Origin of the sequence: Streptococcus mitis (assembly GCF_000722765.2) — a bacterium.
GTDB lineage: Bacteria > Bacillota > Bacilli > Lactobacillales > Streptococcaceae > Streptococcus > Streptococcus mitis_AQ.
In genome coordinates this window covers 784,579-801,838 of the sequence record NZ_CP028415.1, presented here as the reverse complement: position 1 = coordinate 801,838, position 17,260 = coordinate 784,579, and the positions used below count along the sequence as shown (strand labels likewise).

Below are 17,260 nucleotides of genomic sequence, written 5' to 3'. Positions count from 1 at the left end.
AATCCCTATTATTTTACCATAAAATCTACTTAGATTCAAGATGTAGGGTTACTTTTCTTTCCTTGGGACAATACTTTAAAACCTCAATCTTGTCTGGATGGGTTTTTGAGTTTTTACTGGTTAGGTAATTGATGCTTCCACAGGAGGAGCATTTGAGATTAATTTTTACTCGCACTAGATCTCCTTTACTTTTAATAATGTTCGAAATTGAAGCAGGTTAAAGAGACAACTAAAGGCAACACAAAGGCTTGTCGCATAAAAGACAGCATGGTAGCCAAATTGACCTGCTACTGCAGAACCTGCCATAGGTCCAACGACACCTCCCAGATAAAAGAATACCTGATTGAAGGCAAAGACCCTCGAAATGCCGGTTTTGGGCGTCATCTTGCTAAGAAGGGCATTAACTCCAGGAATCAAGGCACCTGTCCCCAAGCCAAAGAGGAAACGATAGAGTCCTAGTTGAAAGGGGCTAGAGGCATTGGCACAGAGGAGATAGATAATAACTGAATAAAACTGGGCTACAACCAAGAGGCGATGGTTGCCCACCTTGTCACCTAGCTTTCCCATGACTCCTGCACTCATCATACTGGAAAAGCCCATACTGGATACAATCAAACCAGATACAAAAAGAAGATTCTCTGTCTGGCCTAAGTCGCGCACATACAGAGCTAAGATAGGGCCAATGGATTGGGCTGAAAATTGGATGACAAAACTGGTCAGAAAGAGGTTGAGCAAAAGATAGGGATATTTAACTGATGTAAATAATTCCTTTGTTGGGATGGCCTTTTCCTTGGCTACTGGTTGAAAATCTTCCTTGATAAAGCAAATAGTCAAAATAGCAGCTAAAAACAGAAAACTACCAACCAGTAAGAAAACTGTACGAATACCAAATAATTCTGCGATAAAGCCACCAATAAAGGGACCCGTTAGAGTGCCTGCAACTACTCCTGTAGACAAAGTCCCGAGAGCAGAGCCTGATTTCTCCTTGGGAACCTGACTAGCTATCAAGGCCGTTGCATTGGGAACAAAACCCGCAAATACACCGTTTAATAAACGAAGAAAGATTAACCAATAAATATTTGGCACAAAAGCCAAGCCTCCCATAGTGATAGTCATGGCCATGCCAGCCCGAATCATCATGGGTTTTCGACCGTATTTGTCAGCAAGGATGCCCCAGATAGGAGAGAAAAGTGCTGCAGAAATGGCAGAGACAGAAATAGCTAAACCTGCATAAAAAGCAGCTTGATCACTCCCTACACCTAAATTTTCCACAAAGATGGGCATAAAGGGCACAACCAAAGAAATACTGGCTCCAGTTAGAAAATTACCAAACCAGGCAATGCGCAGATTATCCTTCCAGTTAATCTCTGTCATCTTGCTTACCTCCCTCAAGCAGGGAGAAGACCTGAGTAAGAAGCTGGTCCTGATTCCCATTATTATCCAGAATTTGGCTGGCCAAATCTTTCTTTTTTCTAAAGGCCACTGGGCTGCCAGACGAGACTCGGCTTCATCTTTGGACAAGTGGTCCCTTTTCATTAGGCGTTCTACTTGGACATCTCGGTCCACATAGACCAACCAAGCCTCATCAAACCAAGAGACGTAGTCCTGCTCAAAAAGTAGGGGAATATCCATGAAGAAAATCTCTTCTGTCTGAGCCAATTGGTCTCTTAATGTAGCTAGTTCCTCACGGATAATCTCTCCTTGGATTTGCTTAGACCATTCTCGTTCTTCAGGATTTGAAAAGATAAGACTAGCTAGGATAGGGCGATTAAGTTCTCCATTTTCTAGAATGATTTCTTGCCCAAAGTGCTGAACTAGAGCCTCAAACAGACGACCATCTGGTTTCTGTAGTTGATGGACGACTGCGTCGGCATCCACTACTTGAAAGCCTTGCTTTCTTAGAAAATTTGTCACGGTTGACTTACCAGAGGCAATTCCCCCAGTGATTCCAATGATTTTTCCCATCAGTCCCTCCTTTGGCACTGAGGACAAAAATGGGTGCCTCGTCCACCTAGTTGGATTTTCTCAATGATGGTACCACAGCGTACACATTCTTGACCAGTCTTGTCATAGACCTGATGAAAATCCTGCATGGTTCCATCTTCCCCAAAGGCATTGGTATAGGTCCGAATGGTGGAGCCACCTTTTTCAACAGCCTGTCCCAAAACAGCAATGGTCTGGTCATGAATGGCAGTCGCTTCTTCTGCTGTCAAAGTCTGGGAAGGTCTAGCTGGATGAACCTGAGCTCGCCAGAGAACCTCATCCACATAGATATTGCCAAGTCCAGCTACCAAGGTCTGGTCTAGGAGGTGGGATTTGATAGGCTTTTTAGACTTGGCTAGGGCAGCTTGAAAGACCAGCACATCAAAGTCTTGTTCGTTTGGCTCAGGACCTAGTTTTTTAGAAATAAAATAGGCATCCAAAAGGTCAGGAGACAAGAGTTCCATGGTCCCAAACTTGCGAACATCCTCATAAACAAGCGTGCCACCATCTTCAAACTGAAAGAAAACATGGGCATGCTTGCGTTCAGGTACTTGGTCTGGATAGTAAAAATATTTGCCCTCCATCCGCAAATGGGAAATCAAGACCTTGTCAGTCAGGTAGAAAATCAAATATTTACCACGACGTCCCATTGACTCAATAATCTGACCAGGCACTTCCTTTTGAAACTCGTCCAAGTCCGTTTTAATCATCTTGGGATAGCGAATTTCTATACTCGAAATCTTCTTACCCAAAATCAATTTTTCTAAGCCACGACGAACGGTTTCAACCTCAGGTAATTCAGGCATAGGTTCTCCTTCTGTAAAAACAAGAAGCAGGCATGAGCCCACCTCTACTTAGTATTCTTTTTCATTATAGCCAAAGTCAGCTAAATCTAGCTTTTTATCGCGCCAGTTTTTCTTGACCTTGACCCAAGTTTCTAGAAAGACCTTGTCTCCTAGCATGAGTTCGATATCACGACGGGCCATGCTACCAATTTTCTTAAGCATAGCACCACCTTTACCGATGATAATCCCTTTTTGGCTATCTCGCTCGACCATGATGGTTGCACGGATGTGAACCTTGTCTGTCTCTTCGTCTCGTTTCATAGAATCAACCACTACTGCGACAGAATGCGGAATCTCTTCGCGAGTTAGGTGCAAAACTTTCTCGCGAACCATCTCTGAAACCAAGAAACGTTCTGGATGGTCTGTAATTTGATCAGACGGGAAATATTGGAAACCTTCATCTAGATTTTCACTCAAAATATCCACTAGACGAGAGACGTTATTTCCCTGAAGAGCTGAGATTGGTACAATTTCCTTGAAGTCCATCTGATTACGGAAATCATCAATCTGAGACAAAAGCTGGTCTGGGTGAACCTTATCAATCTTGTTCACCACCAAAATCACAGGGACCTTGGCAGCCTTGAGACGCTCGATAATCATGTCGTCCCCCTTACCACGCGCTTCATCAGCAGGCACCATGAAAAGAACGGTATCCACTTCGCGAAGGGTGCTATAGGCAGATTCAACCATGAAATCTCCGAGAGCTGTTTTAGGTTTGTGAATCCCTGGTGTGTCGATAAAGACAATTTGCTCCTTATCGGTCGTGTAAATCCCCATGATTTTGTTGCGCGTTGTCTGCGCCTTGTCACTCATGATGGCAATCTTTTGCCCCATAACGTGATTTAAAAAGGTTGACTTCCCAACGTTGGGACGTCCTAAAATGGCTACAAAGCCTGATTTAAAAGTCATAATTTCCTCTTACTGTTTAAAATAATAAATCCCAGATTCGTGGGAGAAAAATCAATGCGCCTGTTAAGGCTGCGAAAAGAGAGACCACTAAAACCGCGCCAGCCGCCATATCCTTGGCATTTTTAGCCAGCATGGAAAAGTGATAGTGACTGGCCAAATCTACCACATTTTCAATAGCAGAGTTGATAATTTCAAAGGCTACTACCAAGAAAATGCTCAATAGGAGAAAGAGCCATTCGATTCGTGACACCTGAAAAACAAAACCTGCAAGAATGACTACAAGAGCCGTTACTGCATGTTTTCGCATATTGCGTTCTTCCTTGATAGCAGTAAAAATTCCTGTGATGGCAAATTCTAAACTGGATATCAGGTCACGATTTTTCCATTTTCGTTTATTGTCTTGTGAGTCCATAGGCTGTCAAAATTTCTTCTTGTAAACCGAACATCTCCGCTTCTTCTTCCGGAGTGTAGTGATCATAGCCGTTAATATGTAAAAAGCCGTGTACTGCCAAGAAGCCCATCTCACGCTCAAAGCTGTGACCGTATTCCTCGGCCTGCTCATGAGCCTTATCAATAGAAATGAAAAGTTCCCCAATATAGGCATCAAACTCAGACATCATCTCTGCCAATTCTGGATTTTCAAGTAAATCCTCTTCGTCAAAGGCAATTTCCAGCTCTGGCTTATATTCAAGGCTGATGACATCTGTCGGACGGTCTGTGTCACGGTACTCCAGATTGAGTTCATGACTACGTTCATTGGTCACAAAGGTAACTGCCATCTCCTTGTCTTCTTTTCCTAATTTTTGGGCTGCAAATTCCAAAATTTCTTGGGTTTGCTGCAGCATTTCTTTTGAAACTTGACCAGTTTCATCTACCATTTCAATATACATGTGCTTCTCGTTTCTCTTTACTTGGCTTTATTATACCACATTTCCATGATTTTATTCTACCTTTTTGATATAATACTATGGAATACAATCACAAGGAGAGAACGATGTCATTTGACGGATTTTTTTTACACCACATGGTTGAGGAATTGCGAAGAGAGTTAGTTAACGGTCGCATTCAGAAAATCAATCAGCCTTTTGAACAAGAGTTGGTCTTGCAAATCCGCAGCAATCGCCAAAGTCATCGCCTGCTCCTTTCTGCCCATCCAGTTTTTGGACGCATTCAGCTGACCCAAACAACTTTTGAAAACCCAGCTCAACCTTCCACCTTTATCATGGTTTTGAGAAAGTATTTACAGGGGGCCCTGATTGAATCAATTGAGCAAGTGGAAAATGACCGCATTGTGGAAATGACAGTTTCCAATAAAAACGAGATTGGAGACCATATTCAGGCTACCTTGATTATCGAAATCATGGGAAAACACAGTAACATTCTACTGGTCGATAAAAGCAGTCATAAAATCCTTGAAGTTATCAAACACGTCGGCTTTTCACAAAATAGCTACCGTACCTTGCTTCCTGGATCGACCTATATCGCTCCGCCAAGTACGGAATCTCTCAATCCTTTTACGATCAAGGACGAGAAACTCTTTGAAATCCTGCAAACACAGGAAACGACAGCTAAAAATCTTCAAAGCCTCTTTCAAGGTCTGGGACGCGATACGGCAAATGAATTGGAAAGCATACTGGTTAGTGAAAAACTTTCCACTTTCCGAAACTTTTTCAATCAAGAAACCAAACCATGCTTGACTGAGACTTCCTTCAGCCCAGTTCCTTTTGCAAATCAGGTGGGAGAGCCTTTTGCCAGTCTTTCTAATTTGTTGGACACCTACTATAAGGATAAGGCTGAGCGCGACCGCGTCAAACAGCAAGCCAGTGAACTGATTCGTCGTGTTGAAAATGAACTTCAGAAAAACCGCCACAAACTCAAAAAACAGGAAAAAGAATTACTAGCGACAGACAATGCTGAAGAATTTCGCCAAAAAGGGGAATTGCTAACAACCTTCCTCCATCAAGTGCCTAACGACCAAGATCAGGTTATCCTAGACAACTACTATACCAACCTACCTATCACGATTGCGCTTAATAAGGCCTTGACTCCCAACCAAAATGCCCAACGCTATTTTAAACGGTATCAGAAACTCAAAGAAGCTGTCAAATACTTGACTGATCTGATTGAGGAAACCAAGGTAACCATTCTCTATCTGGAAAGTGTGGAAACTGTTCTCAACCAAGCTGGACTGGAAGAAATCGCTGAAATTCGTGAAGAATTGATCCAAACAGGTTTTATCCGTAGAAGACAACGGGAGAAAATCCAGAAACGCAAAAAACCAGAACAATATCTAGCAAGCGATGGCAAAACCATCATCTATGTCGGCCGAAATAACCTACAAAACGAGGAGCTAACCTTTAAAATGGCCCGCAAGGAGGAACTTTGGTTCCATGCCAAGGACATTCCTGGAAGCCACGTTGTCATCTCAGGCAACATAGACCCATCTGATGAAGTCAAAACAGACGCAGCAGAACTTGCAGCCTACTTCTCCAAGGGACGTCTGTCAAATCTGGTGCAGGTTGACATGATAGAAGTCAAAAAACTCAACAAACCAACAGGTGGAAAACCCGGTTTTGTAACCTATACCGGACAAAAGACCCTCCGCGTTACACCAGACCCCGAAAAAATCGCATCCATGAAAAAATCCTGATTTTTTGCTTAAAATCAGGATTTTTAACTTACTACTCACTCAAATCATATCCAATAATAGGACTAATCTTTACCACCTAGTTTCTCATTGATTTTCATCATCACACTAGCAATTTTTTCGCCCCAATAAGGGTCTGAGGCATATTCCACATTCATACCAGACGCCTTGTTTCCAAGGAAAGTTCTGCCCCTATCGATATAATTTTCCTTAATCCACTTGGTTGCACCTAAAATTCCCTTATCCACATCATCAAATGTCTTGGCAGAAAGGTAAGGAGTCGTATCATAGGCTGTAATTCCAAAGAAATTATTCTTATCTTTGGCAATCTTACTTCGTCCCCAGTCGCTTTCTAAGGCACTATGAGCAAGGAGATAGAGGGCATTGATATGGTAATGTTCTTCGGCTTCCTTAAAGGTAGCTCCCTTATTTTCCAGGAGGCTATTGTTAATGTTTAGCAAACTAAATACCTTATCCAAGTCTTCAGCACTATAGTTTGTAGCCTCTGTCAAATCTTTGAAAAGGAAGGGATTTTCAAGCTTAAAACCATCAAAATGCAGGCCATCTGCCGAATAATATTTCTTGCCTACTTCCATATCAGAAAGATGAGAAGCTACTGGGATACTAGCATTCTGAGCCACATAGTGATAAAAACGGTGGCCATCACTCTCATAATAAGGGATAAAATCCTTACTAGCATCTAGTGCTTGTAAGTCTTCTGTTTTCATATAGCCTGACAAACCAGAAACAGTAATAGCCAGGCGCTTGTCATCACTCTTTCTGTCCATATCAAGCCAGACGACACTGCCTTGCGATATATAGGAGAGCTTTTCACCATCTGCATTATAAATATTTGCTGTGACAGGAAGGACCTGATAATAATCAGAGCTAGTCTTGGACTCCTTATGCCACTTTCCATCGTTTCCTAGCTGATGACCATCAATAGTCTCATTTTTTGCCATGTAGCCACCGGATTTGAAGTAGTACCAGGCTTGATTTTTAGAATCGTATATCCATTCTTTCTCAGCCATTTTGCCATCAGATTTTAGATAAAACCATGACTCCTTATCCAAAATCCATTCATTGGCTGCCATATAGCCACCGGATTTTAGATAATAATAGTGACCATTTTCGAAAATCCATTCTTTATCAGCATGATTTCCATTTTCTTTGATATAAAACCAAGATTGGTATTGTTTGTCAAAAAGCCAACCTTGCTGTACTTTGGCACCACTAGCATTCACATAAGCTTGCTCAATCCACTGACTTGTCAGTAAATAACCATCAGATTTGAAATAATAGTCCTTACCTTTGATTTGGAGCCATTCTTTCTCTGCGTGTTGTCCATCTGCTTTGATATAAAACCAAGCATCATATTGAGAATCATAGACCCAGTCTTCTATTACCTTGGCACCTGTAGCACCGACATAGGAAGCTCCTAGCCAAGCATTTCTTTTCATCTTTCCATCTTGATCAAGATAATAGAGGACTCCCTTGTCTTCTATCCATTCTGACTTGGCCATATAGCCACCAGATTTGAGGTAAAAATAGTCGTCACCTTGCTTTAGCCATTCATTTTCAGCATAGTTGGCATCTTCTTTTATATAAAACCAAGATTGATAGTGAGCATCAAAAACCCACTCATTGGCTGCTTGACTCCCATCTGCTTTTAGGTATTGTTTTCCTTGCCAAGTACCATCGCTGGCCAGTGCTCCTTCTGGTCTGGCTAAGAAAAATAGCAGGGCTAAAAAAATAAATCTCAATTTCTTCATAAACTTTCTTCCTCTGTTCTTTCCATTTTATTGTATCAAAATTCTCTATAATCAATATTACAAACTGATAAAAAATTAAGAACAGATTGATTGCAGTTTACCTCAGAGACTCTTTTACTTCCTTGCGGAGATTTTCTAGACTGCTAATGCCGTATTTGTCCATGACTTTTGGCAGATTTTCAATGATATCAGGACAGGCATATGGATTGGTAAAGTTGGCTGTTCCAACTCCGATGGCAGAGGCTCCAGCCAGATACATTTCTAGGGCAGCTTCTGCCGAATCCACTCCTCCCATTCCAATGATAGGCAGGTCTGTTGTTTGGGCGACTTGGCGGATAAGTTTGAGGGCTACTGGAAAGACTGCTGGACCAGACATTCCACCTGTTCCATTGGCCAAGATTGGTTTTCTGGTTTTGAGGTCAAAACGCATTCCAACCAGAGTATTAATCATAGTCAAGCCACTTGCTCCTGCATCCTCTGCTGCCTTTGCGACAGTAACGATATCGGTCACACTAGGAGTTAGTTTGACATAAACTGGTACATCAGAGGCTTCCACAGCTGCTTTCACCACATCATAAGCTAAATCTGGATCTTGACCAATCAAGAGTCCATGATTACAGTGATCTACGTTGGGACAAGAAATATTGAGCTCAATAGCCTTCACATTAGTTGCCTTGGAAATCCCATGAGAAACAGCCGCATACTCTTGTTTTGAAAAACCAGCTACATTGGCAATAATAGGAAGATTTGGATATTCTCTTTCCAACCAAGGTAGCTTTTCATCCAAAACAACTTCCAAACCAGGATTTTGCAAACCGATTGCATTGAGCATACCAGCAGGCGTCTCTGCCACCCTTGGAGTTGGATTACCAAAGCGTGGTTCAAGGGTTGTCGCCTTGATCATAATAGAACCTAAAAGGTCTAAATCATAGTACTTGGCATACTCTTGACCAAAACCAAAACAGCCTGATGCTGGAATAATCGGATTTTTCAAATCCAAACCAGGTAGAGAAACTTGTAAACGATTTGTAGTCATAATTTTCTCCTTATAATACAACTGTTCCTGTTCGGAAAACAGGGCCATCTTCACAGACCCGTTGGCTGACCGTCTCGCTTTCTGGCACTTTTAGGACGCAGGCATAGCAAGCCCCCATCCCACAAGCCATACGAGATTCCAAAGATAGATAAGCTCTTGGATGGTTATAGAAGGTTTGGTTGATATACTTCATCATTCCAGGCGCCCCACATGAGTAAACAGCATCAAATTGACTGTCTAAATCATTGATGACAACAGAAACATTTCCCTTGATACCATAAGAACCATCATCTGTCGTTACAAAGACCTGACCATATTGGGCCAATTCCTTTTCGAGGATAACAGCATCCTTATTAGCAAAACCAAGAACAGTCTCCACTTTCACGCCACGCGCATGCAATTCCTTGGCCACTTCAAGCAAGGGAGGTACACCAATCCCCCCTCCAACAAGGAGAACCTGGCACTGCTCATCTAGGTCAGACAAGTCAAAACCATTTCCCTGAGGTCCCATCACATCAAGAGTATCTCCCTGACTTAAGGTTGAGAAAATAGCGGTCCCAGCCCCCTCAATCCGATAAATGAGGTGACACTGCTTCCTAGCCTTGTCAATAGACGAAATTGAAATAGGGCGGCGCAAGAGATGGGCATCATCAGGCACACGCAGATGAAGAAATTGGCCTGCCCGCATGGCTTCAACCATTTCTCCTTCTAGAACTAATTCAAAGATTGCTGGCGCGATTTCCTCCTGTGCAACCACCTTCATGGTTTCCAATCGAATAGCACCCAAACGTTTCTTACATGTGGGATTCATGACTTTTCCTCCTTAAATTTTAAGGGAACCAGACAAAGAAAAGACCTTGCTAGTGCAAGGCCTCAGTTAAAATCGTACAAGACAAGAGAGCACACTCAAAAAGTCTCCTCTAGAAAATTGTACTATTCTTTTATCTGACACCTTGTGAGTCTCTCTGGACTCCCCTTAAAGGTTAAATTTTTACTAGTATACTCTTTCAGCAAAAAAAAGTCAAGTAGAAAACGAACATTCTACTTGACCTCACGAGATTATTTTTCACGAATGACTTCAACCTTGTAGCCATCAGGGTCTTTGACAAAGTAATAGTTAGGTGCAGTTCCTGGTAGACCATTTGGCTCAGTCACTTCATATCCTTTTGCACTATGCTCTTGATGAAGTGCCTCAAGATCAGGTGTACTGAGGGCGATATGGGCAAAGCCATCTCCAACCACATACGGACCGTGATCGTAGTTATAAGTCAACTCCAACTCATAGTCATCACCCTCAAGACCTAGATAGACAATCGTGAAGGCATGGTCTGGAAAATCTCTGCGACGCAATTCTTTAAATCCAAAAGCATCTTGATAAAATGCAATTGATTTTTCAAGATTTTCTACTCGCAAGCAAGTATGTAGCATTTTTGAAGCCATATTTTTCTCCTTTATTTTTAAAAAGACTGGTACAATCCTGTTCCAGTCTTATCTGTTATTATTTACCAAGTTTTGCTTTAGCTGCATCTGCAAGAGCTGTGAAAGCTGCTGCATCGTTAACAGCCAAGTCAGCAAGCATTTTACGGTTAACTTCGATCTCAGCCAATTTCAAACCATGCATCAATTGTGAGTATGAAAGTCCGTTCATACGAGCTGCCGCGTTGATACGAGTGATCCACAGTTTGCGGAAGTCACGTTTTTTCTGACGACGGTCACGGTATGCATAGTAGTAAGAGTTCATTACTTGTTCTTTTGCAGTACGGAACAAGATGTGTTTAGCTCCATAGTAACCTTTTGCTAATTTAAGAATACGTTTACGACGTTTGCGTGATACAACGCCACCTTTAACACGTGCCATGTTTTATTTCCTCCAAATATTTCCTAGAATTGTTTACTTACAGTCAAGCTATTATTTCAAGCGAGTAAGCATTGCTTTGATACGTTTGTAATCTCCTGAATGCACCATAGATGCTTTACGAAGATGACGACGTTGTTTCTTAGTTTTTCCGTGGAAACGGTGAGAAGTGTAAGCACGGAAACGTTTAAGTCCACCAGAACCTGTACGTTTGAAACGTTTAGCTGATGCGCGGTGTGTTTTTTGTTTTGGCATGATTTTTTCTCCTTTATTTAACTTTCTGACAATTATTTTTTGTCAGTCGCTGGCGCCAATTGCATGAACATTTGACGTCCATCCATTTTAGCACGTTGTTCGATGATGGCAATATCTTGAGTTGCTTCAGCAAACTCGGCTAAAACTTTTGCACCAATCTCTTTATGGGTAATCATACGACCCTTAAAGCGAATAGATACCTTAACTTTATTTCCTTTTTCAAGGAATTTGCGTGCATTGCGAAGTTTTGTATCAAAGTCACCCTTGTCAATAGTTGGACTTAGACGAACTTCTTTCACAGTAACAACACTTTGTTTTTTACGTTGTTCTTTTTGCTTCTTCTGATACTCAAACTTGAACTTACCGTAGTCCATAATTTTTGCAACAGGCGGTTTGGCTTGGGGTTGAATCAATACTAGGTCAACATTAGCGTTATCAGCCAAAGCTTGCGCTTCACTGAGTGGCTTGATGCCTAGCTGTTCTCCTTCAAGACCAATCAAGCGAACTTCACGTACACGAATCTCATCATTGATGAATAAGTCTTGCTTTGCTATGGTTTTCACCTCTTTTGTTTTATTAGAGAAAAACAATAACGGACTCGTAATAATACAAGCCCGCACGTTATGATAGCGTTTCTTAGAAACTTTTCATCCGTAGGGCCAGGCAACTTAATGTCACAAGGCGAGAAGCTCTCACTTCTGCTTTTCTCAACTCTTATATGATACCAAGTTTTCTAGCTCTTGTCAAGATAAAAAGTTATTTTTTTGAAAAGTTTGTGTTTGTATTTTGCCTTGATTTCCTAATCAAAAAGAGAGAATCAAGTTGATTCCCTCTCTATGTTAGTTTTTACTTATTTTCCCTATAGGAAAGCTAGGATCTATTAAAAAATTCTTTTTTATGTGAACTTCCCCATCTTTCGATAAATAGAATCCCCACTAACAAAAGGATAATCAGGCAAGGAAGTAAAACTAGCCCCATGTCCCAATTTAGATTGACGTTATCAATTTGCTTAGGTAATCTTCCAGATAAAATCTCCACTGAACGCAAGTAAGTAAAGGGAATCAGATGTGCAATCTTTTGAAGAGGCTGAATTGTTTGAATACCAAACAATAAGCCAACAATCCCAATAAGTGAAAGAAAGAGGACAGGCATTTTTTGCTTGAAAAAGTAAGCAATCAAGTACACTACTTCCACAATGATGACAAAAGCTAAGAAAGCTAGTAACAAGCCAGGAAATAACACATCTTGTATTTTTCCAATAGTTACCTCTTGATTCACTAAGCTATAAATCGGGTAGGGATAATCTAACTGTCCAAAACCACTTATCAGACTTCCCACTAGGAAAGAAAAACCACAGATTCCAATAAACAGCACAGTTACATAGCTCACCCCAACTCCAAGAGAAGACATGGCAAATGCCACTTTTGAAAAAGGATATAACTGAGCTGTGTCCAGATGATTTTGATATCTTTCTACAAAAAGTTGTGTCAGCATAAAAATAATCGCAATCACAAACAAGGTTGGGATGATAGCCTCTAAAATCCAAACAATCTGATCAATCCCGTGGGTCGGATAATATAAATTGTGGGCTTTTATGTTCAAGGGATATATGGTTTGGTAAGTCTTTCGTTCGCGGTCAACCGCCATTTTTAAGTCAGAGCTAGAATTCGGTTCCTTTGATAAAATTTCATAACTCTTATCCAAAGATTGCCACTGCAAATAGTAGGCTTCTTTCCAGCGTCCTTCTTTTAACAAAGCCAGAATTTCTTTCTTTTGAGTCAAAAGATTTTGTTGCGATTCTAAATTAATTTTAGCAATCTGGTATTCCTCCGAGTTGGTGTCAGATATTTGGGAGAGTTTCTCTTCATATCCATTGATGACTCTCTCACGGTCTACCAGACTAGTTTCCAACTCTCTCTCCAAGCTGACGGAGTTTGCAGTCCGACTATTGAAATAAAAGCTAATACCAAGAGTTGAAACAAATAAAGCTAAGATAATCCAATTTAAGCGACTTTTGAAAACTTTTTTTAATAAAAATAGACCAACATCTTTCATAAACTAAACCTCTTCTATCTTTCCCCGATGAATGGTTACTACTCTATCGCAGACATCAAGCAACTCTTCCTTATAGTGGGAACTTAAAAGAACCAGCTGTTCTTGTCTATCGATTTGTGCTAGCCTATCAAAAAACTTCTGTCGATAATACTCATCTAAGCCATTTGTAATCTCATCCATAAGCCAGCATTTCGCCTGACTCAGGAAATACATGGCAATCACCAAGCGTTGCTTCATGCCTAAGGAATACTTGCGAATGGGAAGTCTGACATAGTCCGACATTTCCCAATAGGCAATTTCATCCCCCAAGTTCAGACCTGACTTCCAGATGTTTTTGATAAGACGAAGGTAGTCCATCCCACTTAAGTTTCCATCCAGCCATTCAACGCTTTCATAATAAAATAAAGAAGGAGGGGCTGCAATATTTCCGCTACTTATAGGAATTAAATTGCTAATGGCGCGGAATAGTGTCGTCTTTCCAGAGCCATTTATAGCAAGAATACCATAAATCCTACCCTTTTCAAATGTAAAATCAACATCTTGTAAGATGACTTGTCGCGTTTTTAAGGTCACATGAGTAAGCTGCAACATATCTAGCCCTCCTTTTTATCACTCTTTAAGGATTAATAACCTCCTCTGTAGTAGTTTAGTACCTCATAACGATGGTAATTCCAGCCAGAATCAACTTTATATTCATCGTAGCTATCATAACGATACCATAACAGGGGGTTAATATAGTTATATCTCTGGCAATTCATACTAGTCTTATAGTAGGTATTCCAATCATACTTGTAACTTTTAGTGACTGTCACAGCAGATACACTGGACTGAAAAAAACCAATAATCATAAACTAACTAATTAAACGATTTTTACTAATTTTTAATAGTTTTATATCATTAATATTGAATACGCTTTCATTATATCGTTTTTATCATTATTATGCAACAGATTTTTAGTTTATTTTACTAATATATAATATTTGTCCTTCCTATCGAACACTTTCGATTTTCCAATTTTTCCAACCTTTAAAGCGTATAGCTCCTTGCTTGTCAGTTCGGTAAACTTTGCTATTGATAGTTTCCAGTCGTGTCAAGGTTTCCTGATGGGGGAGTTTCGTTCGATTGTTCTTTCCAACTGAGATAAGAGTCATCTCTGGTTTGAGCTGTTCTAAAAAGGATGAACTTGATGATTTTTTAGAGCCATGTTGGCCAGCTTTCAAGACACCCACCTCTAAGTTAGGGTATTGCTTCAGCAAGTCCTTCTCTCCTTTTTCCACCAAATTTCCAGTGAAAAGAAAGTTTTTATCAAAGAGTTTTCCATACAAAACCAGGGTATCTTCATGACCTCCATCTCCAATTTTACTTGGAGATAGGACTTCTAACTGACTTCCGAAAATGGGCAAATTCTCTCCCATTGTCACACTGCGTACTTTGGTTTGAGTCGCCAGTAGTTCTGCCACAAATTCCTTCTGTTTCAGACTGCCTTTGGATACTAAAATCTCCCCTACATGGAAAGCCTTGGTCACCTCCAACAAATCACCAACATGCTCCTTGTCTGTATTTGTCAAAATTAGCTGGTCAATCTTGGCTACTCCGCGACTTTTGAGATAGGGGATCAAAGTTCGCTGGGCATTGCTAGTAGTTACCTTTTCTTGCCATTTTTCGATTTTCTTATTTGACTCTGCCTTGCCACCAACATCTATGAGAATGGTTTTCCCAGTTACATCCCGTAGGAAAATACTTTCTCCTTGCCCCACATCCAGCATGGTAATTTCATTTTCCAGTGGATACTTGGTAAGGAAAAAGAGACCCGTAATCAATAAGCTCAACACTGCTATCCTTTTAATGTTTTTCCTCAAATCATAGACCAAAGCCAAGGAAATTAACAATAAAATTAAAAACCATGCATTGGGTTGACCAAAGACTAGAGGTCTACTTGCCACCTGAGATACCAAGCGAATAATCCCTTCCAACCATTCAAAAATAAAATTCAGCTGAATAACTGGATAGAGAAAGGAAAGGGCAAATAAGATAGACAAGAGCGGTAAGAAGACCAAGTCAAATAGAAAGGAAAAGACAAAGGTCAAGAGGATGGACCAAGGTTGAAATTCCGCAAAATAGAAGGATAGAATGGGCAATATTCCCAAGGAAATAACCAGACTTTCTCTGGCAATAGCCTTAAGCCCCTCTCCTTCTTTGCTGGTCATGGTCAAGATAAAAGCATAAGCACAGGACAAGACTCCTCCTGCTGTCAAGAAAAAGTTGGGCATGATAATAAAGAGTACAAGCACCGTCAAGGCAAAATTATCCAAGCCCTTAACACCATGTTGAGCCAGTAACTTTTGTAAGAGACTGCGAATAACCGATGCTGAAAATCCTGTCAGACCTGCATAAATAAGGGAAAAGGGATAGGTCAGCCATTTCAACTTTTCTTGGGTCAAGCCCAATCGCAAGAGAAGTTTCTTAAATCCATCCATGAAAAAGCCTACCTGCATACCCGACAAGGCAAAAAGGTGGATAATTCCTAAACTAGAATAAAGCTCATTCATCTCCTCAAAATCTGTGTCCAGATGTCCTAGCAAAAGCCCTGTCATGTAATTGCGCATAGGGTCTGGAAAATGTGTCTTAATCCAAACCACAGCCTTTCGACGTAAACTGGACAGATTTTCTCCTATATCCCAACTGCCAACCTTTTGAAGTGACTGGATTCTTTTGATATTGAGAGTCTGGTAAATTCCCTGAGTCTTCAGATAGGCTTGATAGTCAAATCCACCAAAATTCCTCTGCCCCTCTGGTTCCGAAAGTTTTCCTTCTAGTTCTATCTCATGAAGGTCTGTTAAGGCTTGAAAGGCTTCTTTCTCCTCCTCGGACTGGAGTTTATAATATACTTGAAAAATGCGTCCATCAGACTTGCCACGAAAGGATAGACTGTCACCATTGACCTTAATAGTGTCAGGCAAAATCCGTACCCTTTCAACAGAATCTGCCAGATTTTGACTCGCTTGGCTCTGTTGCCAATTTTGAAACAGAAACCAGAATCCAAAAATTCCGCAAATTGCTAGAACTTTACCTGCTAATTTCCAAGGAAATTGGATAAAGAGACAGACTAGCAGAAAAACGAAGCCCAACAAAGCAAGATAGGATGCTGAAAAAATGGCGTAGTAAAGCCAAAGTAACAGAAAACTCAGGTAAATTAGGGGAATGGGGAAATTCTTAATCCACTGTAACATAATCTTTTAGCTTTTCTATTGTCTTGGCACCAATGCCAGATACTTTCTTGAGTTCATCGACCGACTTGAATTTCCCATTTGCCTCACGATGATCAATAATGTCCTGAGCTCGTTTTCCTCCCAGTCCCTTGACCTGCTTAAGTTCTTCCAGACTGGCCTTGTTGAGATTGAGCTTCTTTTCCTTGCTTGTTGAAGAAGGCGCTCCAGAACCTGCCTGTTGACTAGCTGCTTCTTCTCCCTTAGTGGGAACGTAAACCAGAGCCTCGTCACTAACTTTCTGAGCTAGATTGAGTGACTTGCTGTCGGCTTGCTCTGTCAACCCACCAGCCTTCTGAACAGCGTCATTGACTCTGCTACCTACCGGCAAATCATAAATTCCTGGTGCTTTAACAGCTCCTTTCACATCTACTGTGATTAGATCTTGTTCAATAGGTTCTTCTTTTTCTTCCTTCTTCACTTCCTTTTCGGTTAATGAATCCTTGGAAACAGCTGCAACTTCTGCCTGCAAATTCGTTTCTTTGACAGGTATGTGTGGAGCTGGCTTTAGCAGGAAAAATCCTCCTACAAGCAAGCCTAGACCAGTACAGATGACAATGATTTTATACTCTTTGATTTTCTCGATAATTGCTTCCATATATTCTCCTCTCTTAGATTATTCGTAAGAGGAAGAAAA

The 17,260-nt window shown here is 40.9% G+C and carries 19 protein-coding genes, 1 pseudogene and 1 other annotated feature; of the genes and pseudogenes, 1 reads left to right on the top strand and 19 read right to left on the bottom strand.

Features of this window, described 5'->3' with window-relative positions; translation table 11 throughout:
• Positions 1-25: 25 nt before the first annotated feature.
• The 7 genes and pseudogenes from rpmG to ybeY form a co-directional block, all read right to left on the bottom strand.
• Positions 26-175 (bottom strand): 50S ribosomal protein L33, encoded by a 150-nt coding sequence (gene rpmG, locus SK637_RS04385; RefSeq protein ID WP_001809104.1) that lies wholly within the window; start codon positions 173-175, stop codon positions 26-28.
• Positions 175-1,374 carry a multidrug efflux MFS transporter PmrA gene (gene pmrA, locus SK637_RS04380; RefSeq protein WP_033688994.1) on the bottom strand — a complete coding sequence of 400 codons (1,200 nt, stop codon included), beginning with the start codon at positions 1,372-1,374 and terminating at the stop codon, positions 175-177. The genes rpmG and pmrA overlap by 1 nt, the downstream gene beginning before the upstream one ends.
• Positions 1,361-1,965, bottom strand: a pseudogene (gene coaE / locus SK637_RS10110) (dephospho-CoA kinase). The gene pmrA and the pseudogene coaE overlap by 14 nt, the downstream one beginning before the upstream one ends.
• Positions 1,965-2,789 carry a DNA-formamidopyrimidine glycosylase gene (gene mutM, locus SK637_RS04375; protein WP_033688724.1) on the bottom strand — a complete coding sequence of 275 codons (825 nt, stop codon included), beginning with the start codon at positions 2,787-2,789 and terminating at the stop codon, positions 1,965-1,967. Before mutM ends, coaE begins: the two are co-directional and overlap by 1 nt.
• Positions 2,790-2,837: 48 nt before the next feature.
• On the bottom strand, positions 2,838-3,737 hold the full coding sequence (era, locus tag SK637_RS04370) for a GTPase Era (protein WP_000143264.1): 900 nt from the start codon (positions 3,735-3,737) through the stop codon (positions 2,838-2,840).
• Between the two features lie 16 nt (positions 3,738-3,753).
• Positions 3,754-4,149, bottom strand: coding sequence for a diacylglycerol kinase family protein (locus SK637_RS04365; RefSeq protein WP_000378157.1), 396 nt, complete (start codon positions 4,147-4,149; stop codon positions 3,754-3,756).
• Positions 4,130-4,627, bottom strand: coding sequence for an rRNA maturation RNase YbeY (gene ybeY, locus SK637_RS04360; protein ID WP_000275156.1), 498 nt, complete (start codon positions 4,625-4,627; stop codon positions 4,130-4,132). The genes SK637_RS04365 and ybeY overlap by 20 nt, the downstream gene beginning before the upstream one ends.
• Before the next feature lie 104 nt (positions 4,628-4,731).
• Between ybeY and pavA the strand changes: the two genes are divergently transcribed.
• Positions 4,732-6,387, top strand: coding sequence for an Rqc2 family fibronectin-binding protein PavA (gene pavA, locus SK637_RS04355; RefSeq protein WP_033688723.1), 1,656 nt, complete (start codon positions 4,732-4,734; stop codon positions 6,385-6,387).
• Positions 6,388-6,449: 62 nt separating this feature from the next.
• Here the strand turns inward: pavA and SK637_RS04350 are convergent, their stop codons facing one another.
• From SK637_RS04350 to SK637_RS04295, 12 genes are all read right to left on the bottom strand, one after another.
• Positions 6,450-8,156, bottom strand: coding sequence for a glucosaminidase domain-containing protein (locus SK637_RS04350; protein WP_033688722.1), 1,707 nt, complete (start codon positions 8,154-8,156; stop codon positions 6,450-6,452).
• A gap of 97 nt (positions 8,157-8,253) precedes the next feature.
• On the bottom strand, positions 8,254-9,240 hold the full coding sequence (locus tag SK637_RS04345) for a dihydroorotate dehydrogenase (protein WP_161970141.1): 987 nt from the start codon (positions 9,238-9,240) through the stop codon (positions 8,254-8,256).
• Positions 9,203-10,003, bottom strand: coding sequence for a dihydroorotate dehydrogenase electron transfer subunit (locus SK637_RS04340; protein WP_033688720.1), 801 nt, complete (start codon positions 10,001-10,003; stop codon positions 9,203-9,205). Before SK637_RS04340 ends, SK637_RS04345 begins: the two co-directional genes overlap by 38 nt.
• Before the next feature lie 248 nt (positions 10,004-10,251).
• The gene (gloA, locus tag SK637_RS04335; protein WP_000157153.1) at positions 10,252-10,632 is read right to left on the bottom strand and encodes a lactoylglutathione lyase; all 381 of its coding nucleotides are present in this window, start codon (positions 10,630-10,632) and stop codon (positions 10,252-10,254) included.
• 58 nt (positions 10,633-10,690) lie between these two features.
• Entirely contained in the window at positions 10,691-11,050 is a 360-nt protein-coding gene (gene rplT, locus SK637_RS04330; RefSeq protein ID WP_000124834.1) for a 50S ribosomal protein L20, read from the bottom strand.
• Between the two features lie 51 nt (positions 11,051-11,101).
• Positions 11,102-11,302, bottom strand: coding sequence for a 50S ribosomal protein L35 (rpmI, locus tag SK637_RS04325; protein ID WP_001125943.1), 201 nt, complete (start codon positions 11,300-11,302; stop codon positions 11,102-11,104).
• A 32-nt stretch (positions 11,303-11,334) separates the two neighbouring features.
• Positions 11,335-11,865, bottom strand: coding sequence for a translation initiation factor IF-3 (gene infC, locus SK637_RS04320; RefSeq protein ID WP_000848180.1), 531 nt, complete (start codon positions 11,863-11,865; stop codon positions 11,335-11,337).
• Positions 11,866-11,880: 15 nt separating this feature from the next.
• Positions 11,881-12,012, bottom strand: a sequence feature (ribosomal protein L20 leader region).
• Between the two features lie 160 nt (positions 12,013-12,172).
• Positions 12,173-13,357, bottom strand: a complete 1,185-nt coding sequence (locus SK637_RS04315; RefSeq protein WP_033688719.1) for a membrane protein — start codon at positions 13,355-13,357, stop codon at positions 12,173-12,175.
• Between the two features lie 3 nt (positions 13,358-13,360).
• Positions 13,361-13,948 carry an ABC transporter ATP-binding protein gene (locus SK637_RS04310; RefSeq protein ID WP_033688718.1) on the bottom strand — a complete coding sequence of 196 codons (588 nt, stop codon included), beginning with the start codon at positions 13,946-13,948 and terminating at the stop codon, positions 13,361-13,363.
• 32 nt (positions 13,949-13,980) lie between these two features.
• Entirely contained in the window at positions 13,981-14,205 is a 225-nt protein-coding gene (locus tag SK637_RS10105; RefSeq protein ID WP_033688717.1) for a hypothetical protein, read from the bottom strand.
• 141 nt (positions 14,206-14,346) lie between these two features.
• Entirely contained in the window at positions 14,347-16,587 is a 2,241-nt protein-coding gene (locus SK637_RS04300) for a DNA internalization-related competence protein ComEC/Rec2 (protein ID WP_033688716.1), read from the bottom strand.
• Positions 16,571-17,221 carry a helix-hairpin-helix domain-containing protein gene (locus SK637_RS04295; protein WP_033688715.1) on the bottom strand — a complete coding sequence of 217 codons (651 nt, stop codon included), beginning with the start codon at positions 17,219-17,221 and terminating at the stop codon, positions 16,571-16,573. The genes SK637_RS04300 and SK637_RS04295 overlap by 17 nt, the downstream gene beginning before the upstream one ends.
• Between the last annotated feature and the right edge of the window lie 39 nt (positions 17,222-17,260).